Below are 22283 nucleotides of genomic sequence, written 5' to 3'. Positions count from 1 at the left end.
GCGACGGATCAATTGGATGTCTTCTCCAAAGACTTCACTCGATCCTCCAACTGCAGAATGTACAACGCCTGCTCTTCTAACGCCTGCAGTAACCTTCGTTGCATGTCGCCCACCTCCACGCCGTTCTGTTCCTCCAGTTCAAATGCCGAAGGGATACCTGGCAGATGTTTGTTCTCGCGCAGGAACTGCCGCAGCGCATCGAAGGAAGGCAGCTCATGATCCTCATCGAACACATAGTCCGGCCACGTGCCCAACTTCACCATAACATCGCGCGTCACAATACCGTCCTCCACGAACAAACGGTACTGATCGATGGGCCCGGTTGGCGGCACCGTGCCGATGCCCAGTTTGCCTTCACCGGTCAACACCATCCGCGTCTCGTCGTTCGTGATGAACGAGATCGGGTTCGGTGTCCGTGACCCGATCCTCGGCATGAGCTCCGGATCACATTGGGGGAACAGGAAAACGTTCCCGTCGATCCGCCAATGCTGGTCCACGAGCGGATAAGAGCCCAGCGTAAGCGCGCAGGGTGTCGCCGGCAGGGGAAGGGCCACAGGAAGTGAGCCTGCCCGCAAGATCCCATCCGCATCTCGGTAGAGCGGCCCTGCACCCATGCCCGGGCTGTTCAGCTTCACCTCGCCGCTCGCCAGCAACCGGAAGCGCTCTATGCCATTGCTCTTGAAGACCACATCCATGTTGTCGCTGGTGCCGATGTAGTGCGGCCCTGGAATGGTACCGGCGTTCCCGTTCATCGTCCAATCGTTCCGCTGTGGTTCGCGTAGGTGGAGGGTGACCCGTTCCGCCTCGCAGCCATTGGCGTCGCGCACGACCACACTGTAGTCCCGCGCGCCCAGCCCGCTGCGGTCCTCCACGGTGGGGCCGTCCAACCACGCGTAGGTGTACGGCCCCACGCCGCCGACCGCGCCCGCGTCGATGCTGCCGTTGTAGCAGGAGTGGCAGCTCACGTTGTACTCGTTCGGATACTCGAAGGCCGTGGCGGTGCCGATCAGTTGTTCCGGCTCGTTCAATGTGATCTCACCTTCCACGCTGCCCGTATCACTGTCGTACACGGCCACACGGTAATACCCGGCCGCCAGGTCCGAAACGTCCTGGGTGCTGGCACCCGTGCTCCACTCGTAGGTGTAAGGCGGGCTTCCACCGGACACGGTGAGGTCGATGTGGCCATCGCGCCCACCGAAACAGGAGATGGCGTAGCCGTTGTGGTCGCTCGGGCTCAATTGGATGGTCAAGCCTTGGCTACGGACCCCTTCAGGGATCGCGAAAAGAAGCGCAACGATCAGCGGGCCTCCTGCTCCAATACCCCCCCCCCATCCGGTCCGCCGAACGCCGCGCACACTGGCTGGAAGTGCGCATGGTCCGGTCGTTTGGTGCGGTGAAGCTAGGGGGAGGGCGCGGTACTTCCAAATCGATCTGAGGAACGGCACAGCCCCAGGAAGGTGCCTGATCCCGGTCCGCGATCGAGACTTTTCCACGCTCCTTGCTCCCCGTCCTGAACGGCGAAGGGGCCGCCTCGACCGGAGACGGCCCCTTCCGGAGCGATGATCACCCCCCTCACCAGCCCGGGCTGAAGCTCGTCTGGTAGCTGGCGTAGTCCTGCTTCTTGTAGGCGCCCTCGCCGATGTACTTCAGGATCGGCTCGATCTGCTGGGGGGTGAGGTAGCCCTGCACCGGGGCGATCACATCGAGGTTCTCGTTGAGGTATGCCACCTTGGTGTAGGCGATGCGGCCCTCCACGTTGGCGATGGCGTAGGTGAGCTCGTGCGTGCCGTTGCGGCCGCCGCCCGCCGCCGGGTTGTACTGCGGGTTCTTGAAGCTCTGGCCCTTGAAGGTCACCGGGTCGCCCCCCTCGGCGTTGAACTTCACCGCGTAGAAGTGGGTGTTGACGTACTCCACCAGCTTGGGGTCGGTGAAGGTGCGGCTGGCCAGCATCTTGCAGGGGCCGCACCAGTTGGTGTACACGTCCACCAGGATGGGCTTGGGCACCTTCTTGGTGGCGGCCTGGGCCTGTTCCAGGCTCACCCAGTTGATGGCCGGGCCGGCGGCCGGGGCGGTGGTGGTGTTCTGGGCCATCAGGCCACCCGGGATCAGGGCGGGGGCCAGCAGCAGGGCGAGGGAGGGGAGGCGCATGGACGGGCGTGTGCGGTTCAGCAAGCGAAGATCATGCCGGATCGGCATACGGGTCAATGGACGCCCCGCATCAGGCGGCGCACCACGGGGCTCAGCGCGATCAGCACCACCCCGGCCACCAGGGCGTACAGCCCCAGCTGCAGGTAGCCGTCCGTGTAGCTCTGCAGCTTGGCCATGTTGGTGGCCTCCTCGCCCACGATGCTCATGCCCGCCCCGAGGAGCCCCGCCACGTACTGGCCGTAGGCGCTGGCCAGGAACCACATGCCCATCATCAGGCCCTGCACGCCCTGCGGGCTGAGCTTGGTCATCAGCGACAGGCCGATCGGGCTCAGGCACAGCTCCCCGAAGGTGATCACGAAGTAGCCCAGGGTGAAGAGGTCCAGGGAGGTCACCCCGTCCGCATCGGCGAAGAAGATGGTGGCGTAGAACACGTAGAAGGCGAGGGCCAGCAGCAGGAAGCCCAGGCCGAACTTCACCACGCTGTTGGGCTCCAGCTTGCGCTTGGCCAGCCACACCCACAGGATGCCCAGCGGCGCCGCGAACGCGATCACGAAGAGCGAGTTGGAGCTGTTGTTCACCACGTTGGGGTCCATGGGGATGCCCAGCAGGCTGTGCTTCAGGTTGTTCAGCGCGAACAGGCTGAGGCTGCCGCCGCTCTGCTCGAAGAAGGCCCAGAACAGCACCGAGAACAGGATGAACACCAGGGCGGCCAGCAGCCGTTTGTTCTCCGCCGCGCTGAACGTGCGCATCTCCCAGCCCAGGTACACCAGCGTGGCCGGACCGATGAGGTACATGAACATGTCGGTGTACGCCGTGTTGGTCACCAGCAGCAGGATGAAGGGGATGGCCACGAGGGAGCCGATGTAGGTGGCGATCTCGTACAGCTTGCGGCGGTTCACCGGCATGTCCGGGTGCAGCGGGCTGAGGCCGATGGGGCCCAGGGAGCGCTGGGTGTACAGGAAGTTGATGAGGCTGATGGTCATCACCACGCCCACCAGCGCGAAGGCCCAGCTCCAGCTGTGGTACTTGCCCACGTACACCATGAGGATGCCGCCCAGCAGCGCCCCCAGGTTGATGCCGGCATAGAACAGGCTGAAGCCCGCGTCGCGGCGGCTGTCGTCGGCGTGGTAGAGCTGCCCCACCATGGTGCTGATGTTGGGCTTGAAGAAGCCCGTGCCGATGATGCTGAAGCAGATGCCGATGTAGAAGAGCTCGGTGGGCGACACGGCGATCACCAGCCCGCCCACGATCATCAGCAGGGCGCCCCACAGCAGCGACTTGCGGAAGCCCAGCACCTTGTCGGCGAACACCCCGCCGATGAAGGTGAAGGCGTACACGAAGGCCTGGATGGCGCCGTACTGCAGGTTGGCCGTGCGGTCGTCCAGCATCAGCTGGCTCACCATGAACACGGTGAGCATGCCGCGCATGCCGTAGAAGCAGAAGCGCTCCCACATCTCGGTGAAGAAGAGCGCCCACAGCTGGCGGGGGTACTTGCCCTCGAAGGTGCGGATCTGGTCGAGCGTCAGGGTCTGCGACATGGTCGGGTCAGTGTTCGGCGATGGTCTTGTTGAGCCAGCGGAGCATGAGGAAGAGGGCCACGGCGGCGGCGCCCAGCAGGGCGAAGTTCACCAGGAAGAAGCTGCTCTTGTGCGCATAGCCGTCCCACAGCGTGGCCAGGATGCCGCTGAGCTTGTTGCCGATGCTGGTGCTGAGGAACCAGCCGCCCATCATCAGGGCGGTGAGGCGCTTGGGGCTCACCTTGCTCACCAGGCTCAGGCCCATCGGGCTTAGGAACAGTTCGCCGATGGTGACCACGCCGTAGCACGCCACCAGCCACCACGCGCTGGCCTTCATCTCGCCGTTGTGGCACACGTACACCGCGGCCACCATCACCAGGGTGCTCAGCGCGCTCACCAGCAGGCCCCAGGCGATCTTGGTGGCGGTGTTGGGCTCGCGGCCGCGCCGCTTCAGCCACGCGAAGAAGGCCACCACCACCGGCGTCAGCAGGATCACCCACAGGGGGTTCACGCTCTGGAACAGCTCGGTGTTGTACAGGTACACGGTGTCGCCCTCGGCCGGCCGCAGCTCGGCCTGCAGGTTCTTGAAGTACACCGGCCGGCCCCATTCCCTCACCTCCTTGCCGTCCACCTTCACCACCTTGAAGTTGTCGTCGTAGGCCGTCACCGAGTCGTCGGCGTACACCACCGGCTCGGCCAGGTAGAGCGACTCGGCGGCCGGCTGCACGGCGGCGGGGATCTCGCGGTCGGTGTAGAACTGCGCCCAGGTGGTGAGGGCCGTGCCGTTCTGCTTGAACACCGCCCAGAACATCACGCTCACGCCGAAGATGGCCAGCAGGGCCGCCAGCGGCGCCTTGTCCGCCACGCTCGCCCGGATCCACAGGCCCACGTAGAAGATGATCACCGGGATGGTGGCGAAGATGAAGGCGTCCGTGCTGTCGCTGCCGAACACGTTGCCCGGGATGGTCCACGCGCCGATGCCCACAATGATGGCCGGCAGGAACACCGTGGCGAACACCCGCGACAGGGCCATGTCCTCCTTCTGCGCGGGCTTCTTCACGTCGGCGTGGCGGTAGTGCTTCAGCCCGATGGCGAACACGATGAGGCCGATGAACATGCCCACGCCCGCCGTGGCGAAGGCCTCGCCCCAGCCGTAACGGTTGCGCATGTAGGCGGCGAACAGGTTGCAGATGCTCGCCCCCACGTTGATGCCCATGTAGAAGATGTTGTAGCCGCTGTCCTTGCGGGCCCGGTAGGCGTCGTCGTTGTACAGGTTGCCGAGCAGCGTGCTGATGTTGGGCTTGAAGAAGCCGTTGCCCAGGATGATCAGCGCCAGCGAGGTGTAGAAGGCCGCCATGCCCGGCAACGCGAGACCGATGTAACCGAGCCCCATCAGCGTGCCGCCCAGGAAGATGCTCCGCGTGTAGCCCAGCACCCGGTCCGCCAGCAGCCCGCCCAGGAAGGGGGTGAGGAAGACGAAGGCGATGAAGGTGCCGTAGATGTCGGCCGCGTCCTTGCGGTCCATCGCCATGCCTCCCGTGCTCAGGGGGTCGGTGAGGTACAGCTGGAAGATGCCGATCATCAGGTAGTACCCGAACCGCTCCCACATCTCGGTGAGGAACAGGAAGGGCAGGCCGCTGGGGTGCTTGCGGGGCATGGGCTCAGGCGGTCAGGTGGTCCGTCTAAACAGGAGGGCTTGGGCGTTCACCGCGAGTGGCTGGAGGCCGGAAGCTTGAGGCTTGAGGCTTGAGGCCGGTAGCCGGAAGCTTGAGGCTGGAGGCTGGAGGCTTGAGGCCGGTAGCTTGAGGCTGGAGGCTTGAGGCCGGTAGCTTGAGGCTTGAGGCTGGAGGCTTGAGGCTGGTAGCTTGAGGCTTGAGGCCAAGGTTGAATGGTGGAATGGTGCAACGGTGCAGGGGGGGCGGGACCGCAGCGTTTGGCACCTGGGCACTCCGGTCAGTTGATGCCGTGCATCCACTTCTTCATCGCGGGCGTCAGCACCAGCAGCACCGCGGCGCAGCCCAGCACAACGTACACGCCCCACTGCAGGTACACGTCCATGAAGCCGGTGAGCTCGGCCACGGGGTCGGCCCCATCGGTGGCGCTGCTGGCGATCATCTGCCCCAGCTTGCCGGCCACCTTGTGGGCGAAGGCGATGCTGAGGAACCAGCTGCCCATCACGAAGCCCACCACCTTCTGGGGGCTCAGCTTGGTGACCACGCTGAGGCCCACCGGGCTCAGGAACAGCTCGCCGGTGGTGTGCAGCAGGTACATGCCGATCAGGAAGCCCATCGGGATGGCCGTGGCGCCCGCCCCGTTGGCGATGCCCACCTTCACGCCCCACACGATGATGGCGTAGCCGATGGCCATCTGCAGCAGGCCGTAGAAGAACTTCATCGGCGTGCGCGGCTCCAGCTTGTTCTTGGCCAGCCACACCCACAGCCAGTTGAACACCGGCGCCAGCAGCATGATGAAGAGCGCGTTCACCGACTGGAACTGCGAGGCCTCGATGCCGGCCCTGTTCACGTACCGGTCCGTGAGGATGTTGATGGAACCGCCGGCCTGCTCGAACAGCACCCAGAAGATCATGTGGAAGAAGAAGAGGATGAGGAACACGAACAGCCGCTGGCCCTCGGCCCGGTCCTCCGCCGTGAAGGCCGTGTACAGCAGATAGCCCAGGCAGGCGAAGCCCGCTCCGAAGAGCAGCCAGTCGGTGATGCCTTCGCTGTTGATCAGGAAGCTGAAGATCGGGATGATGATCAAGCTCCCGATGATGGTCATCGGAAAGGCCTTGATGCCCATGAAGCGCCAGGCATCACCAGCCTCCGGCGCGTGCCCCTTGCCCTCCAGATGCTTGAAGTTGAGGAAGAAGACCACCATGCCCAGCAGCATGCCCAGGCCGGCCGAGAAGAAGCCGTAGTGCCAGCCCACGCGCTGCCCGAGGTAGCCGCAGGTGAGCGGCGCCAGGAAGGCCCCGATGTTGATGCCCATGTAGAACAGCGTGTAGGCGCCGTCCTTCCGCGTGTCGTTGCGGTCGTAGAAGGTGCCCAGGAAGCTGCTGATGTTGGGCTTGAACAGGCCATTGCCCACGGTGAGCGCCGCCAGGCCCAGGAAGAAGACGCTCTCGCTGTGCAGCGCGCCGGTGGAGCCGGACGACAGCGCCAGAATGAACTGGCCCAGCGCCATGAAGGCCCCGCCCGTGAGGATCGCCTTGCGGAAGCCGATGGCCCGGTCGGCCAGCATGCCCCCGATCACCGGTGCGGCGTACAGTAGCGCGTTGTAAGCGCCGTAGATGCCATAGGCCCGCGCGTCAGCGTCGCCGGCCGCCATCTTGTCGAAGAGCTCCTTGGTGAGGTAGAGCACCAGCAGCGCCCGCATGCCATAGAAACTGAAGCGCTCCCAGAGCTCGGCGAAGAAGAGCACGAAGAGCGCCTTCGGGTGGATCTTCCGTTGACTGTACAGCGTGGCGGGTACCCAGATGAGCACGAAGGCCCAGCCGATCACGAGGCTCCAGAGCGCGAAGTCCATGCAGGGGGAGGTTTAGGGTCGGTTCGGAAGGGCGGTAAGGTAGAAAAGGGGGCGGGAGTGGGAGCAGGGGCAGGGACCATGCCTTCGCTAAAGGCTTCAGCAGACGAGGCAGGGGCGGGAGCAGAGCAGGATGCGGCTCGGGGCGAGCATTGGATGGCTGGAACCTCAGACCGCGAGAACCGGAGATCGCCCACCTTCGTCCCATGCCCGCGTCCGCTTATGTGCTCTTCGGGGCCGCCGTGCTGTGGTGCTTCATCTGGGCCTACAAGGCGACGCGCAGCCTGGTCTTCCTCCTGATCCTGGTCGCGCTCGGTGCGTTGCACTCGCTGCTCGCGGCCCACGGGGTTCATGCTGATGCGATGGTCTTCCCGCCCCCGCAGATGGCCCTGCTGGCGCCGGTGCTGCTGTCGCTGATCGTGTGCACGCTCCTACCTGCCGGACGCCGATGGATGCGCGGCCTGCCGCTCTTCGCCCTCACCGCCATCCATGTGCTACGCATCCCGGTGGAGCTGGTGCTTCATCAAGGCTTCGAGGAAGGGCTGCTGCCGCAGGACATGACCTACGCCGGCTTCAACTTCGACATCTACAGCGGCATCAGCGCAGTGCTCCTTCTTCCCTGGCTGCGCAGCTCACGGCCACCTTCACGCGGTGTGCTGATCGGCTGGAACATCTTCTGCCTCGTCCTGCTCGCCATCGTGGTCTCCACCGCGGTGCTCAGCATCCCAAGCAGCGTACAGCGCATCAACTTCGATCGACCCAACGTGCTGCTCATCGCACCGCCGTGGATCCTGCTTCCCGCTGTGCTGGTGCCAGCGGTGCTCTGGTCGCATGTGGCGGCCCTGGTCGGGTTGTTCGGGCGGGGTGTCCCGAAGGGGTCCGGATAGTCCAAGTCCCGTTCTTCTCCCCACGGTCCTCGCGAAGGTGGTCTTCCGCCTGAAGCGATCTCCCCTCGCGCGCCTCGGTCTTCGTGCAGGCGGCCCGCAGCCTGAAGCTGGCGGCCTGTGGCCGGAAGCTGGAGGCTACAGACAAGCGTCAGCGCGCATCTGTGTCCATCGGCGTTCATCCCGCAGGGGCGGGACAGGTCCCGTGGTTCATGGCATTCGGCTGGAGGCTGGAGGCCGTGCTCCGGATCCCCGGATCCCCCACCTTCGCTCCATGCCGGTCGTCGCTCATGTCCTGTTCGCCGCTGCGGTGGTCTGGTGCCTGGTGTGGTCCTACAAGGCTGCCCGCAGCCTCACCGTCCTGCTCCTCCTGGTCGCGCTCGGCGTGGTGCATGCGGCCCTCGCGGCCCGGGGGGTCTATGCCGACCCAACGGCCTTCCCTCCGCCCCAGATGGCCCTGCTGGCACCGGTGCTGCTGGCGCTGGTCCTGTGCGCGGCGCTGCCTTCCGGACGCCGGTGGATGCGCGGGCTGCCGCTGTTCGCGCTCACGGCCATCCACGTGCTGCGCATCCCGGTGGAGCTGGTGCTGCATCAGGGCTATGAGGCGGGGCTGCTTCCGCGGGACATGACCTATGCCGGCTTCAACTTCGACATCCTCAGCGGGATCAGCGCGGCGCTGTTGCTCCCCTGGTTGCGCAGCGCCCGACCGCCCGGGCGGGCCGTCCTGATCGGTTGGAACATCGCCTGCCTGGCCCTGCTCGCCATCGTGGTCACCACGGCGGTGCTCAGCATCCCCAGCAGTGTGCAGCGGATCAACTTCGATCGGCCCAACGTGCTGGTCACTGCGCTGCCCTGGGTCCTGTTGCCGGCGGTGTTGGTGCCCGTGGTGCTGTGGGCCCACGTGTCGGCCTTGATCGGGTTGTTCGGGCGGGACGTTCCGAAGGGTTCCGGATAGTCCTTGTATCGATCATCTCCCGACCCGTCATCGCGAAGGCGGTCTTCCGCCTGAAGCGATCTCCCTTCGCGCGCCGAGGTCTTCGTGAAGGCGGCTCGTGGCCGGAAACTCCGGGCTAGTGGCTGGTGGCTAGAAGCTGGAGGCTGGTGGCCGGTAGCTAGAGGCTTGAGGCTGGCGGCCGGAAGCTGGAGGCCACGTCCCCTGCTGCCGTCAGGTCGTCTCTTGTTTCAGCTTTCAGCTTTCCCCTTTCAGCTTTTCACTGAACGACTACCCGCGCCCCGCTCACCCACCGCCCCTCCACCACCAAGTGCACGTGGTAGAGCCCCGCCGCATAACCGCCCAGGTCGAGGCTCTGCCCTCGCTCGGCCAGCGCCACCGGCCAGCTGCCCATCACCTGTCCCGCCGCGCTCACCAGCGTCAGCTGCGCCGAACCGGTCACCGCCTCCGGCAGGTCCCACGTCACCTGCACCTGCCCCTGCACCTGCACCGGGTTCGGCCACACCCGCAGCGCCCCGCGCAGGTTCGTCACCTGGCTCGTCAGGCCCGTGATCAGGTGGCAGCCCGGCTCCAGGCAGCCCATGCTGTCCACCTTCACCACCCACAGATCTTGCCCGTAGCCCGGCGGGTTGTTACCGCTGGCGCTGCTGTACACCATGCCCACGGCGATGAAGCCTCCGTCGGTCGTTGGCAGCACATCACGCAGTGTTCCCTGTCCATCGCTCATCAAACTATCCGCATAGAAGAAGTTGCGCTGCCATACGCTGTCGCCTTGCGCGGTGGTGCGCAGCAACACACCTTGCTCGCCATCATCCGCAATGCTCCACGCCTGCCCGCAGCTGATCAGGTCTCCGCCCGGGGTGATCTCCTTCACGGCGAACAGCGAACACCCTCCGCACCATCCGCCGTAGGTGTGCGACCAAAGCACCCCGCCCGCGGTGTCGATCTTCACCAGGCAAAGCGTATGCTCCCCGTTCCCGGTCAAGTTCCAGGCACTCGCGAAAACACAGTTCCCATCCGCAAGTGCTTCGAGATGGGCGTTGGGGACATCGTTGTTCCCTGCAACACCATAAGTGGCCTGCCAGATCTGATTCCCATTCTCATCCAACCGCAGCACCCATTGGTCAAAATTGTTGAATGTGATCTCCTTCTTCCCACCGAGGTAGTATCCTCCATTCGGCGCCAAGGCCACCGCAAGCGCCAAGTCCCGCCGGTTCGGTGACCCGTAGGTCTGCACCCATTGTACTTGGAAAAGGCTGTCGGTTTTCACTAGGAACGCGTCCAAGGTACCCGTAGCGGAAGTTTCCCCACAGATCAAAAAGCCGCCATCGAGTGTCTGCTTCGCCTGCCGACCGATCCACGCCACTCCAGGTAGGTTGAGTTCGTGGATTCCGGCGGGCTGCCCACCAGCAGCGAAGCGGTATACGCACACTCTGATCGTGTCGCCCCCTTCATCGCTTGACCCTCCCACCACGAAACCGCCATCCATAGTTCTGTCCGATGTATTGGACCATCCAGGATAGCAGTATTTCCCAGTGACCCAGGACACATGCTCAGCGCTGACCAGCCCATCGCCATTGAGATGCGCTGCACCCACCACGGGTCCATACAGGACCGAATCTTGGTAGGTGGTAAAGCAGAAGACGACGTACCCACTATCTCCATCGTGCTCCACACTCCATCCGAACTGTGTCTCTTCCTGCTGAAAAGCGTCGTAGCGCCGCATCCAGCTTTGCGCGTCCATCCTGTGGTTGACCAACAAGAGCAGCGCTGCGCAGGCTGGTAAGGCACGTCGGTTCAACATCATGCCAGTTCGAACTTGGCCACACCGATCCGGATGCCATCGGCCTCCAACACGGCTGTGTACACGCCAGTAGCCAAGGTACGGGTTGAAGGAAAGGTGATCGCGTCCGCATCAGGGTGATCCTTGCCGGATGAACGCCCCACCTGCGCGTGGATCGCTTCACGCGCCGGGCAAGGAGGGGGTGGGGGCGGTAGCCGCTCAGGCACGTTCGGATCCCTGCGGATCGAACCCTCCCCGTGCCCCTCCTTGTGCACCCGCAGCGGGCGTTCGCTGCTCAGGAAAAGGCTTCCGTGCGTGGTGGTTCCGTCCACCTAGGGGAGACTACCACGGCGCCTTTCGCACAACCCACCGCACACGCCTCGCAGTGACGGTCCGGAGAGGTTGGGTACCTGTACCGATCACCTCCCCACCGTCTTCGCGAGGTCCGGCTCTGCGGCCGAAGCGATCTCCCCTCGCACGCCTCGGTCTTCGTGCAGGCGTCCCGCAGCCGGCGGCTGGTGGCCTGTGGCCGGCGGCTGGAGGCTAGTGGCCGGAGGCTGGCGGCCAGAAGCTGGAGGCCAAGTCCCCCGCTGCCGTCCGGTCGCTACCCGTCTCCCTCCCTCACTCCACCACCACCTTCGCCCCGCTCACCCACCGCCCCTCTACCACCAGGTGCACGTGGTACAGCCCCGCCGCATAACCGACCAGGTCCAAGCTGTGCCCTCGCTCCGCCAGCGCCACCGGCCAGCTGCCCATCACCCGTCCCGCCAGGCTCACCAGCGTCAGCTGCGCCGATCCGGTCCCCACCTCCGGCAGGTCCCACGCCACCTGCACCTGCCCCTGCCCCTGCCCCTGCGCCCCGACCGGGTTCGGCCACACCCGCAGCGCACCGCGCAGGTTCGTCACCTGGCTCGTCAGGCCCGTGATCAGGTGGCAGCCCGGCTCCAGGCAGCCCATGCTGTCCACCTTCACCACCCAGGTGTCCTGTCCGTAGATCGGCGGGTCGTTCGGGTTGTTGCTGCTGGCCATGGCAGTACCCACGGCGATGAAGCCACCGTCCGGGGTCGGCACCACATCGCGCAAGAATCCTTTCCCTTGGGTCCACACGCTGTCCGCATAGTGGTAGTAGCGCAACCACAGACTGTCGCCCTGCGCGGTGGTGCGCAGTAACACGCCGTTCATTGGATCGGGTAGGGAGCTCTGCCCCACCGCGATCAGGTCACCGCCGGGGCTCACCTCCTTCACGGCATACAAGGCGTTGTTGAATTGGGCCCCGTCGTACGTCTTGCTCCAGAGCGTCATCCCATCCGGATCGACCTTCACCAGGGCCAGCACCTGATCTTCGTCGGCGTTCAGAGTGAAGCTCGTCGCGAACACCACGGTGCCGTCCGCTACGCTGGTCACATGGGCGCTTGGGTAATCATTATGGATGCTACCGTAGGTCTCCTGCCACACTTCGTGGCCCGCGCTATCCACACCGAGCAGCCATTGATCATAGTTTCCACCGCCCACGTGTAGTTTTCCGCCTAGGTAGTAGCCATTCCCTGGGGCTAGATCCACGGTGGTCAAGTACTCCGCTCTATTGGCCAGCCCGTAGGTCTGCACCCACTCCTGGTTCCCCAGGCTGTCCACCTTCAGCAGAAAGCCGTCCACACTGATCCCCCCCGTATTGGTCTCTCCCGTGATCACGTATCCCCCATCCGGGGTCTGCTTACCGCAGCGACCGATCCAATCCTCCCCCGCGATCCCATAGCTGTACAGGGTGTCCACCTGCCCCGTGGGGCCGAAGAGGTACAACACAGGCCGGTCCGTGTTCAGCGAGTCCTTGTTGCTCCCGCCCACCAGCACCCCTCCGGCTTGCCGCAATGCGGCCGCATTCGCCCAGCCGGGATAGGTGGCATAGCCCTCCCGGAAAACGACGGTCGTGTCCAGCGCAACGCCATCGGCGTTCAGGATCAGCCCCCCGACCACCGAGCTGTACACCAGGTTGCCCACCTGCAATTGGCCGTTCACCACCGCCAACCAGGTGCTGTCCGTCAAGGGCTCGATCGACCAGCCGTTCTGCGCACGCTGTTGGTCGAAGACATCATACCGGCGCTGGTACTGCTGGGCAGCTACGTGTCGAATGGTCACGAGCTGCACGAATGCAATGAACCAAGGCAGGCCGCATCTTCTCATCGCACCAGTTCGAACTTGGCCACACCGATCCGGATGCCATCGGCCTCCAGCACGGCGGTGTACACGCCGGTAGCCAAGGTACGGGTCGAAGGGGAAGGTGATCGTGTCCGCAACAGGGAGATCCTTGCCGGATGAACGCCCCTCCTGCGCGTGGATCGCTCCACGCGCCGGGCAAGGAGGGGGTGGGGGAGGTGGCAACTCAGGCACGCCGGATCCCCTCGGACCGGAACCTCCCCGTGCCCTCGGGTGTGCACCCGCAGCGAATGTTCGCTGCTCAGGCGGGGGCTTCCGTGCGTGGTGGTTCCGTCCACCTAGGGGAGACGGTCACGGCGCCTTTCGCACAACCCACCGCACACGCCTCGCAGTGACGGTCCGGAGAGGTTGGGTACCTGTACCGATCATGTTCCACACCGTCATCGCGAAGGCGGTCCTCCGCCTGAAGCGATCTCCCCTCGCGCGCCGAGGTCTTCGTGAAGGCGTCCCGCAGCCGGTAGCTGGTGGCCTGTGGCCGGCGGCCGGAAGCTGGCGGCTGGTGGCCGGCGGCTGGTGGCTGGCGGCTAGAGGCTAGAGGCTGGAGGCTGGAGGCCAGAAGCTGGAGGCCGCGTCCCCTGCTGCCGTCAGGTCGTCCCTTCTTTCGGCTTTCAGCTTTCCCCTTTCAGCTTTTCACTGAACGACTACCCGCGCCCCGCTCACCCACCGCCCCTCCACCACCAGGTGCACGTGGTACAGGCCCGGGGAAGTGCTGCCCAGGTCCAGGGTATGCCCCTGCTCCGCCAGCGCCACCGGCCAGGTACCCATCACCTGTCCCGCCGCGCTCACCAGCGTCAGCTGCGCCGAACCGGTCACCGCCTCCGGCAGGTCCCACGCCACCTGCACCTGCCCCTGCCCCTGCACAGGGTTTGGCCACACCCGCAGCGCACCGCGCAGGTTCGTCACCTGGCTCGTCAGGCCCGTGATCAGGTGGCAGCCCGGCTCCAGGCAGCCCATGCTGTCCACCTTCACCACCCACGTGTCCTGTCCGTAGATCGGCGGGTCGTTCGGGTTGTTGCTGCTGGCCATCGCCCTCCCGACTGCGATGAAACCCCCATCGGCGGTGGGCACCACATCGCGCAAGGTCCCGTGGCCCTGTGTCCATACACTATCCGCGTACTGGTAGTACCGCATCCACACACTGTCGCCCTGCGCCGTGGTGCGCAACAGAACGCCGTTGAACAGGCTGGGCAACGAGCTCTGCCCCACCGCGATCAGGTCCCCACCGGGGCTCACCTCCTTCACGGCGAACAAGGCCGTGTTGTAGGCCGCACCATCGTAGGTCTTCGACCAGACCGTGCTCCCGTTCGGCTCCACTTTCACCAGCGCCAGCACCTGGTCGTCATCGGGGTTTATTGACCAAGCAGTGGCGAACACCGCAGCGCTGTCCGCCAAGGTGGTCACATGCGTGCTCGGGTCATGGTAGGGGGTGGGGTATTCCTCTTCCCAGATCACATCCCCGTTGCCATCCACCCGCAGCAGCCATTGGTCGTAGTTCCCGCCGCCCATGTGGGCCTGGCCGCCCAGGTAATAGCCGTTCCCCGGCGCCAGGTCCACGGTCGTCAACACCTCCGACCGGTTCGCCAGTCCATAGGTCTGCACCCACTCTTGGTTCCCCAGGCTGTCCACCTTCAACAGAAAGCCGTCCACACTGAGCCCCCCCGTATTGGTCTCTCCCGAGATCACGTATCCCCCATCCGGGGTCTGCTTACCGCAGCGGCCGATCCAATCCTCCCCCGCGATCCCATAGCTGTACAGGGTGTCCAGCTGCCCCGTGGGTCCGAAGAGGTACAACACAGGCCGGTCCGTGTTCAGCGAGTCCTTGTTGCTCCCGCCCACCAGCACCCCTCCGGCTTGCCGCAAAGCGGCCGCATTCGCCCAGCCGGGATAGGTGGCATACCCCTCCCGGAAAACGACGGTCGTGTCCAGCGCAACGCCATCGGCGTTCAGGATCAGCCCCCCGACCACCGAGCTGTACACCAAGTTGCCCACCTGCAATTGGCCGTTCACCACCGCCAACCAGGTGCTGTCCGTCAAGGGCTCGATCGACCAGCCGTTCTGTGCGCGCTGTTGGCCGAAGGCATCATACCGGCGCTGGTACTGCTGGGCGGCTACCTGTCCATTGGTCACGAGCTGCACGAACCCCATGCACCATAAAAGACCACATTTCCTCATCGCACCAGTTCGAACTTGGCCACACCGATCCGGATGCCATCGGCCTCCAGCACGGCGGTGTACACGCCGGTAGCTAAGGTACGGGTATCCAGGTCCAAGAGCTGCACTTTACCGTGGAAGGGCTGCTGATGGATGCTCCGTCCCAAGGGGTCCTGCACCAGCAGGTGCCCCCCTTGCGCACCTTCCGGCAGGCGGCACACCACCACCACCGGCCCATCGCTCGGGTTCGGGTGTACATTGATGAACGGTGTCGGGGGCAGTACCCGCGGACGTACCTCGTGCACCGGCGCCCGGGGTTGATCGTGGTTCGGCAGCACCACCTGCTCAACGAATCCACCGCCTAGCAGGGTCATCCACGCTTGTGCTTGTCCACTGCCATGTTCGCGGCTCAGCGCGATCGGCAACAGGGCCTGCTGGCCGGCAGGGCTAAGGTCCAAGGGCCCCAGGCTGTCCTCCAGCAGGCTCAGATACAGGTCCTGCACCTCCCAGTAGTCGCGGTAGGGCGAGGCCACCAGTTCCGAATCCACCACCTGCCGGGCGCGCTCCAGGTCGCTCAGGGCCAGGCACAGGTCCACCAGCGCCTCGGTGCTGCTGGCCGCAGGGTGGGCTTCGTGCCAGCTCCGCGCATTCGCCATCGCCACAGGGTCCCCGCTGCGCAGGGCCTTGCGCGTCAGGTCGCCCAGGGCCCGCTCATGCCTGCCCGCGAAATGCGCGATCTCGCTCTGGTACATGGCGTGCATGATCACCCCCTCTCCCTGCGCATCCAGCACCAAGGCCTCGTAATATGGGTGAAAGTCGTACTCCTCCAACAGGTCCAGCACCTCCCGTTGCAACGGGCTGTTGGCGATCAGCGCCTGGGCCACATGCCAGGGGTTCATGGCCGGTTCGCGCTCGAATACCTGCCGCCAGACCAGGAAGGTCACCGACGGTGCTGCCAACATCAGCGCATTCCGCACCGCGTAGCTGTCGTTCGCCGGGTCCTGCACAAAGCTCAGCAGCTCTTGCGTGCTGCCACCGTCCTTCCAATTATCATACACCGCTTCCACCACCTCCTTCTGTTCCTCGGCCCAGGTGATCTCATCCTCAAGGTCTTCGTCGGGTGCGAATTGCGCAAGGTGGGCAGGGCATGATGGTTCGACTCCTCCTTCAACATAGCCTACGCCGGCGTCTGTGAACCACATACCTGGGTCTACTGGTGGACTCGAACAATCAGGGCGTAGATCGAAAGGCTCTGCCATATCCTGCTCATGGTGGAAGTAGTAGAACAAATTGATGTTCTCATCCTCCACATACAGATGTTTGTCGGGGTTGTTCGTGCAGTCGATGTTGAGGTCGGTGTAGCGGTTTCCGGCCAGTGTGGTATGTTCATCATCGGTTCCTTGCGTATTCCTGACCGTCGTCGCACCCGCCCCATCGGTGAAGCCCACATCGTGGTCGTTCTCATGCAACAGGCTCAGGTCGTTGCACCGCCAGCTGATGCCCGAAGTATGGTCCGCGCTGCTGTTCACCCCGCTGAAGATGAGTCCGGCGCTGTACAGTGTCCCGATACTCCCGTTGAACCGGTCGTAGGTGTTCTTATACACCTCATCGTTGTAAGGCCCGATGGTATGGAACACACTGCCCGCCTTGAGCGCACCATCGTCCATCCCCAAGAAGCTGTTCTGCTCGTACTCAAAGCTCCGGCTGTTGTAGAAGTAGGTGCCGTAGTTCGCCGGGCCGGTCCCTTCCGTGCCGCGCACATGCACCTCGTTCCGGGTGAAGGTCACGTTCGGTGTGCCCACCACGGCCACCCCGCGGCTGCAGCCTTCAAAGTGGTTCTGGTCCACCACCAGCGTGGTCTGGTTCACGCTGTAGTGCTTCACCCCGGAGAACAGGTTCACAAAGCGGTTGCCGGGCTCACCCGGGGCCAGGGGTTCCACGTTCACGTTCGCAGCAAGCCCCACGATCCCGAAGACTCCACGCTCCTCCGGATCGCTGGGCAGGTCATCACGCAGGTTGCCGAACGTGCAGCCGTGGAAACTCGTCGTCCCCGTGCTCAATAACCACACATGCGACAGCGGCACCAGGGTCGGGTCCACCAGCTCGCGCGTGGTGATGAAGCGGCAATTGTTCACCACCATGTCCACCGGTTGTTGCTCGCCGTAGCGCACCACATCCCGCACGTTGTTCACGAACCCCGCATCATCCAGCAGCATCCGGCCTCCCGCTCCGCTGCTCGTATTCAATGTCACCGGGTCGCCGTTGCTGCCCAGCAAGGCCACGTATGCGTTCTCGATCCGCGCACCCGAGTTCATCTCCACCAGCCCGGCACCCACCGAGGTCTCGTTGCCCAGCACCTTCACACCATCCCACATCCCGCCATCGCAGGCCGCACCCGGTACGCTCGTCAACAGCGCGCCATTCACCAAGCGCAACACCCCACCGGGTTGCACCACCACGTTCGTTGTCGGGTTATTGTCCACCCGGCTGTCGGCGAATCCGATCGTGGCTCCGTCGATCGTCAGGCTGGCCCCATTGGGTACCACCAGGCTGCCCCGGATGTTCTTGTCCGTGCTCCAGACCTCATCACCGCTCACGGTGTATCCGTTCGCATGGTCGAATGCCCCGCTCAGCTTGAACAGAACGATGCTCTCCCAAGGATCCAGGTCCACACTGCCGCTGTAGATCGTCCCGTACACATCGCTCCAGCAGCCGGGTCCCAAGGTCACCTCACCGCCGGTGGCAGCCACGTTCTGCGGGTCGTTCATGGTCTGTTCCAACGGATTGTTGTACCGCAGAATGTGGTTCGGGGCGACCTCATTCGCGTAGTGATCCGGGTCCACGGTTGCTCGGCGGACCACCACATCGTCCACGTCCACCACGCAGCTCGTCGTCGCTCCCAGACCGAACTGTAGGTTCTGCCAGCTGGTATACAGGTTGTCACCGTTTCCGCCGTCGGTCACGTTCACGACGAGTTCGTGGTCACGCCATTCTGGTGAAACACCGAAATACACCTCATTCCGGTAGGTGCTCTCGAACACGGGCGCCAGCCGCATGGCGTCCACCCCTTCGGCCCGCATCTTGAAGCGGAATACGTAGGCCCCGCTATTGTTGCCATCGACAGGTTCCGCCTGCAGCGGGTCGCAGCCCCGCTCGACCCACGTGCAGTTCGTGCTTCGCAGAGCGAGGTCGGTGCCGTTCACCACGGTTGTGGTTTCAGCGCCACTACCACAACCCGTGCAGGTCCAATTTGCCACGCCTCCATCAAGATCGTCATCATGGTTGATGCCCGTTGGAGTCTCTGCCGTAAGCGCATAGTCCTTCAGGTGCAATGGGCTGGTGCTGGAATGATGATCCTCATTCTTGGCTGAGCGCCACCCCTCTAGGGTATATGGGATGACCTGTGCGCTGAGATACTGGGTCACGCCAGTGACATTGTATGAAACCCGATCCCCCATGGTGACCTTGCTGAAAGGGTTGCAATAGTAGTTATGATCGAAGGTTCCGAAGTCTACTAGTGGCTTCGTTCCCGCATAACCACTCGCCCACGCCTGTCCTAGTTCAAGGCAGAGCTGATCCGTCCTTAGGGAGTACAGGATGTTTCGTTCATAGACGTCCGAGTATGTTGCTCTGTGGTTAGCACCTGCACCCATACCGCCGAAGGAGCCATCCCCTATGCAACCAACAGGCAAGGGGGCTCCTTCATCGTCCACCATGTAGGTGTCTTGATAGTTTGATAAATCCGTAATGCTGAGCTGCACATCATTATTGAAGAGTATATTGTTGGTCACTATCGCATTCTCACTGCACAGATTATGGTCCACGTGTATTCCTTTCGTGGCATCACTTACTGTGTTTCCGTCGACTCGGGTATTCACGATGTAATGATCTCCGAAGTAAATTCCGTAAAAAATGGCGCCATAGTTATCATACTCGGTTGCAGTGGTTTCTAGACTTCCCACGTTGTCACCTACTTCGGTTATAATATTTGTCCTAAGCTCCAAACCGTCGCAATAGTCGATCTGGATAGCTCCCGCGTCGTTTAGGGTCTGTAGTGCACCACGTATGGTATTGTATTCTACCAAGCCTTGCCCATTCAATGACAATGCCGCATTTCCGACTTGCTCGATCAGGTTATACCTGAAGGTGTATCCATGTCCGGTAAATGAGGCACCCCCATAGCTCCCAAAAACATTACCCGGATAGTTCGGGGCTAGTCGTAGTGCTTCTGGTTGTATGCCGATCTGTGTAAATGTGTTGTGTTCGGCGGTGGTATTGTCGGCCTTACAAAGCAGGGCATAGTCATGACAATTGGTGAACGAATTGTACATCAGGGTGTGCCCGCTCCCCACGCCGCCGCTACTTGAACGGTCGTCAATTCCTCTCCGCAGGTCATTGAAAGTGCAGCCCTCAATGGTTAATCCGGTTCCTTGTCCGAAAGTGACACCGGCTCCATATTGTCCCATGAAGTCAACATTGCGCACAGTCACGTTGTTGAACCCTGCTTCGATCCGTACTCCCCTTTCTGTCCTTGATATTGCAACACCTTCTGGGGGGTTGTTCAGGTCGCCAGTGTAGTAGTACAGGTGGTCGTTACTTGTTCCTGGGATGTCCTCGGTGCCCCACTCTCCAACCTGATCGATCAGTGCAAAGGTCCCTTGCAGGAATAGGCCCCAGTTATCCGTCCCGATGTCATACCCAAGGCTCGGTTGGAACTCAAGGCCACCCTGTGCATTTAGTCCAGTGACCCGTACATGTTCGTATTGCCAGTTCCGTGTGCGACAGACAAGCTGGGCACCGATCGGGTCAACACTGCCCAATGGCGTTCCAGGGCTGAGTTCGATCGTTCCAGTTGCTCCCCCGTCCGTATAGGTTTCGTTGCGGAGGTAACCCACGTTCGGATGTCTAGCAGGTTCCCTTCGCACCGCGTTAAGGCCGCCTCCTTCGTATAGATGATACTGTGCATTAGCATCGACCACATTGATACGCCACAGCCCGCCTCCTTGGTGTGTCCATGCGCTTGGTGCAATGTCCTCCGTTCCCAATATCAGAGGGTTCGCGCCGGATCCGTAAGCCTCGATCGTCACGTTCTGCGAGCCTGATGCAACGGTGATCGTTCCGGGATACTCACCTCCTCTTGCAAGTTTCACGGACTCTCCGCTCGATATGGGGCCGACAGCGTTATTTAGGTCCGCGATCGTCTTGAACGGTGCGCCGATACTGCCATCACCGGATGTGGCCACATTGGCGTCCACATAGTAGGTCTGCGGATACGTGCTTGCACAAGCGAGGAGTGCGCTGATGCACAGGAGGTGCCGCATCGGTCGGGGTGAAGTGTTCTTGGTGTTCATGGTTCGGTATTCATCTTCCTTCCACGCCGCCAAGGTCAGCCCCACGGCTGCGCTCCCCGATCCGACCATCGAATGGATCATTCGATTCCGATATGATCGGAATTCGATTTCGATATGATCGTACTTTCGTCCTACCACCAGCGCTTCCATGTTCCATCTCTACCCCATCGCCCCCAGACCGATGCTGCACGAACGTCTCAAGGAACTGCGCCAGGTGCTCAAGTTCAGTCAGGACCGCATGGCCGAGGTCCTCGGCATGTCCCAACCCGCTTATTGCAACCTCGAGAAGGGCCACACCCAGCGCCTTCCTTCAGAAGACCGACTGCGCCGCCTTGTCCGGCGCGCCGGCGTCAGCTTCGACTGGTTGTTCGGCGATCCCGCAGCGTCCGCCGGTGCCCATGCCGCGGAGCACAGCTGCCCGGCGTGCGACCAGCTCCGCCGCGAGATCGAGCTCAAGGACCGCACCATCCGCCACCTCCTCAGCGAAGTCGAACGCATCCAGGTCGAAGGCACGAACCCCGAGCACCTCCGCCCGCGCATCGTGCGGTGAGGGGGGCGGTTTCACATGGTCCTTGTCTTACAGTGGAGTAGCCCACTTACCGGCAGCCTCCTTTCTCTTTTCCGAACATCCTCCCAAGCTTCTCGAGTGCTCGCTCACCAGCGGGTGCCTTCATCAGTTGCAGTAGATCATGCCGAACGGTGAACCTGCGCTCGTAGGCATCCTTAAGTGCACTTATGGTGCTTGTTATCGTCATGGTGCTCGCGGTCGACATGCTATTCACTGCAATATCCAGGCTTGCGACCTCTCCACCTCCCTTTCCAGTTTGTCTGGCTACATCCTTAGCAAGGGCGTTGAGCACGCGCTCGGACGCAATCAACTTGGCCGTGTCCTCCTCTTCAAGGGCGGTGCGTAGTTCACCCAGCCAACCCCTTAGTTTCCTGTATTTGTCCCGAAGGTCGAGGGCAACTTCGAACAACTGTTCCGGCGCTTCCGCGCGGGTGATGACCTCCGCCGCCACGGCGGGCAGCATGAGCCGCGCCCGTCTGCCCACATCTTCCCCGATAATAGTGCTGTAGATCGCAGCCTTGTGTGCGTTCACCAGGTCGATCACCCTTCGTGTTGGATCAGGCGGCGTGCGCCATGCTTTGGTGCTCTCAATGAACCGTTGCCGGAGTGGATGTCCCACATACGGCAACCGCCGGTCAGCGCTTCGCGCCAACATACCCGCTCCGCCCCAGATGATCTGGCTCTCGTACGGCCTGCTGGCCTGCTGTGTCTCGCCATAGGTCCGCTCGTTCTCTTCCTGCACCGCGCGCAGCGTCTCGGTCACGCACAGCTCCTTTACGATGCGCTGCCGCTGCTCGATCAATGTCTGGCCTTCAATGAGCGGTGCGATGGCCAGCACGATACCCGCGTCACTGATCGGCCCAAAGCAATCCACGTGGATCTCCCAAGCCTCAATGAACTGCCTGTCCAGGATCAAGGTGTCACGCAACACCACATGGGTCAAGAGGTCCACTACGGCTTGCAGCTGCAGTTCGCCATGCGCAATGGGAATGAACTCGTGTGCCTCGTCCGTGGCAACCAGGATACCCGTGCGCTCGTGGTCGTAGCCGTTAGCGAACAACTCACCAACGCTCTGAAAGGTCCAGCTATCGAGTATTACGTTGTTCATCATACCCATGCTCTTGGCGTGGCTGCTTGTTCTCGTGTCGGAGGATCTGTTCTCAGGGTCCGGTTATTTGCTGAGCAACTTGCAGTTC

The 22283-nt window shown here is 62.9% G+C and carries 14 protein-coding genes; 3 read left to right on the top strand and 11 right to left on the bottom strand.

Annotated elements, in window-relative coordinates; all coding sequences use genetic code 11:
• Positions 1 to 8: 8 nt before the first annotated feature.
• The 6 genes from IPJ87_10640 to IPJ87_10615 all read right to left on the bottom strand — a co-directional run bounded on the left by IPJ87_10640 (position 9) and on the right by IPJ87_10615 (position 7190).
• Positions 9 to 1250 (bottom strand): SprB repeat-containing protein, encoded by a 1242-nt coding sequence (locus tag IPJ87_10640; protein MBK7942311.1) that lies wholly within the window; start codon positions 1248 to 1250, stop codon positions 9 to 11.
• 322 nt (positions 1251 to 1572) lie between these two features.
• Entirely contained in the window at positions 1573 to 2148 is a 576-nt protein-coding gene (locus IPJ87_10635) for a thioredoxin family protein (GenBank protein MBK7942310.1), read from the bottom strand.
• 53 nt (positions 2149 to 2201) lie between these two features.
• Entirely contained in the window at positions 2202 to 3686 is a 1485-nt protein-coding gene (locus IPJ87_10630; GenBank protein ID MBK7942309.1) for a peptide MFS transporter, read from the bottom strand.
• A gap of 7 nt (positions 3687 to 3693) precedes the next feature.
• Positions 3694 to 5322, bottom strand: coding sequence for a peptide MFS transporter (locus tag IPJ87_10625; protein MBK7942308.1), 1629 nt, complete (start codon positions 5320 to 5322; stop codon positions 3694 to 3696).
• A 25-nt stretch (positions 5323 to 5347) separates the two neighbouring features.
• The gene (locus IPJ87_10620; GenBank protein MBK7942307.1) at positions 5348 to 5605 is read right to left on the bottom strand and encodes a DUF1720 domain-containing protein; all 258 of its coding nucleotides are present in this window, start codon (positions 5603 to 5605) and stop codon (positions 5348 to 5350) included.
• Between the two features lie 13 nt (positions 5606 to 5618).
• Entirely contained in the window at positions 5619 to 7190 is a 1572-nt protein-coding gene (locus IPJ87_10615) for a peptide MFS transporter (GenBank protein MBK7942306.1), read from the bottom strand.
• Between the two features lie 203 nt (positions 7191 to 7393).
• Here IPJ87_10615 and IPJ87_10610 point away from each other — a divergent pair, with 203 nt between their 5' ends.
• Positions 7394 to 8074 carry a hypothetical protein gene (locus tag IPJ87_10610; protein ID MBK7942305.1) on the top strand — a complete coding sequence of 227 codons (681 nt, stop codon included), beginning with the start codon at positions 7394 to 7396 and terminating at the stop codon, positions 8072 to 8074.
• A gap of 271 nt (positions 8075 to 8345) precedes the next feature.
• Entirely contained in the window at positions 8346 to 9026 is a 681-nt protein-coding gene (locus tag IPJ87_10605) for a hypothetical protein (protein MBK7942304.1), read from the top strand.
• 256 nt (positions 9027 to 9282) lie between these two features.
• Here IPJ87_10605 and IPJ87_10600 read toward each other — a convergent pair whose 3' ends face one another.
• From IPJ87_10600 to IPJ87_10585, 4 genes are all read right to left on the bottom strand, one after another.
• On the bottom strand, positions 9283 to 10308 hold the full coding sequence (locus IPJ87_10600; protein MBK7942303.1) for a hypothetical protein: 1026 nt from the start codon (positions 10306 to 10308) through the stop codon (positions 9283 to 9285).
• 1119 nt (positions 10309 to 11427) lie between these two features.
• A complete protein-coding gene (locus IPJ87_10595; GenBank protein MBK7942302.1) occupies positions 11428 to 12939 on the bottom strand; it encodes a hypothetical protein in 1512 nt (503 codons plus the stop codon).
• A 708-nt stretch (positions 12940 to 13647) separates the two neighbouring features.
• Positions 13648 to 15162 (bottom strand): hypothetical protein, encoded by a 1515-nt coding sequence (locus IPJ87_10590; GenBank protein ID MBK7942301.1) that lies wholly within the window; start codon positions 15160 to 15162, stop codon positions 13648 to 13650.
• Between the two features lie 23 nt (positions 15163 to 15185).
• Positions 15186 to 20669, bottom strand: coding sequence for a right-handed parallel beta-helix repeat-containing protein (locus IPJ87_10585; protein MBK7942300.1), 5484 nt, complete (start codon positions 20667 to 20669; stop codon positions 15186 to 15188).
• Between IPJ87_10585 and IPJ87_10580 the strand changes: the two genes are divergently transcribed.
• Positions 20668 to 21069 (top strand): helix-turn-helix transcriptional regulator, encoded by a 402-nt coding sequence (locus IPJ87_10580; GenBank protein ID MBK7942299.1) that lies wholly within the window; start codon positions 20668 to 20670, stop codon positions 21067 to 21069. The two genes, IPJ87_10585 and IPJ87_10580, sit on opposite strands and share 2 nt — an antisense overlap.
• Before the next feature lie 46 nt (positions 21070 to 21115).
• On the opposite strand, the gene IPJ87_10575 is transcribed toward IPJ87_10580, so the two are convergent.
• Positions 21116 to 22198 carry a hypothetical protein gene (locus tag IPJ87_10575; protein MBK7942298.1) on the bottom strand — a complete coding sequence of 361 codons (1083 nt, stop codon included), beginning with the start codon at positions 22196 to 22198 and terminating at the stop codon, positions 21116 to 21118.
• Positions 22199 to 22283 lie beyond the last annotated feature (85 nt).

The organism is Flavobacteriales bacterium, from assembly GCA_016713875.1.
In the GTDB taxonomy this organism is placed as follows: domain Bacteria; phylum Bacteroidota; class Bacteroidia; order Flavobacteriales_F; family PHOS-HE28; genus PHOS-HE28.
This window is presented reverse-complemented; position numbering and strand designations above follow the sequence as displayed.

Excerpts from the sequence above, each read along its gene's own strand:
- IPJ87_10635 (MBK7942310.1), bottom strand. The coding sequence starts at position 2,148 with ATGCGCCTCCCCTCCCTCGCCCTGCTGCTGGCCCCCGCCCTGATCCCG.
- IPJ87_10630 (MBK7942309.1), bottom strand. The coding sequence starts at position 3,686 with ATGTCGCAGACCCTGACGCTCGACCAGATCCGCACCTTCGAGGGCAAG.
- IPJ87_10625 (MBK7942308.1), bottom strand. The coding sequence starts at position 5,322 with ATGCCCCGCAAGCACCCCAGCGGCCTGCCCTTCCTGTTCCTCACCGAG.
- IPJ87_10615 (MBK7942306.1), bottom strand. The coding sequence starts at position 7,190 with ATGGACTTCGCGCTCTGGAGCCTCGTGATCGGCTGGGCCTTCGTGCTC.
- IPJ87_10610 (MBK7942305.1), top strand. The coding sequence starts at position 7,394 with ATGCCCGCGTCCGCTTATGTGCTCTTCGGGGCCGCCGTGCTGTGGTGC.
- IPJ87_10605 (MBK7942304.1), top strand. The coding sequence starts at position 8,346 with ATGCCGGTCGTCGCTCATGTCCTGTTCGCCGCTGCGGTGGTCTGGTGC.
- IPJ87_10590 (MBK7942301.1), bottom strand. The coding sequence starts at position 15,162 with ATGGGGTTCGTGCAGCTCGTGACCAATGGACAGGTAGCCGCCCAGCAG.
- IPJ87_10580 (MBK7942299.1), top strand. The coding sequence starts at position 20,668 with ATGTTCCATCTCTACCCCATCGCCCCCAGACCGATGCTGCACGAACGT.
- IPJ87_10585 (MBK7942300.1), bottom strand. The coding sequence starts at position 20,669 with ATGGAAGCGCTGGTGGTAGGACGAAAGTACGATCATATCGAAATCGAA.
- IPJ87_10575 (MBK7942298.1), bottom strand. The coding sequence starts at position 22,198 with ATGATGAACAACGTAATACTCGATAGCTGGACCTTTCAGAGCGTTGGT.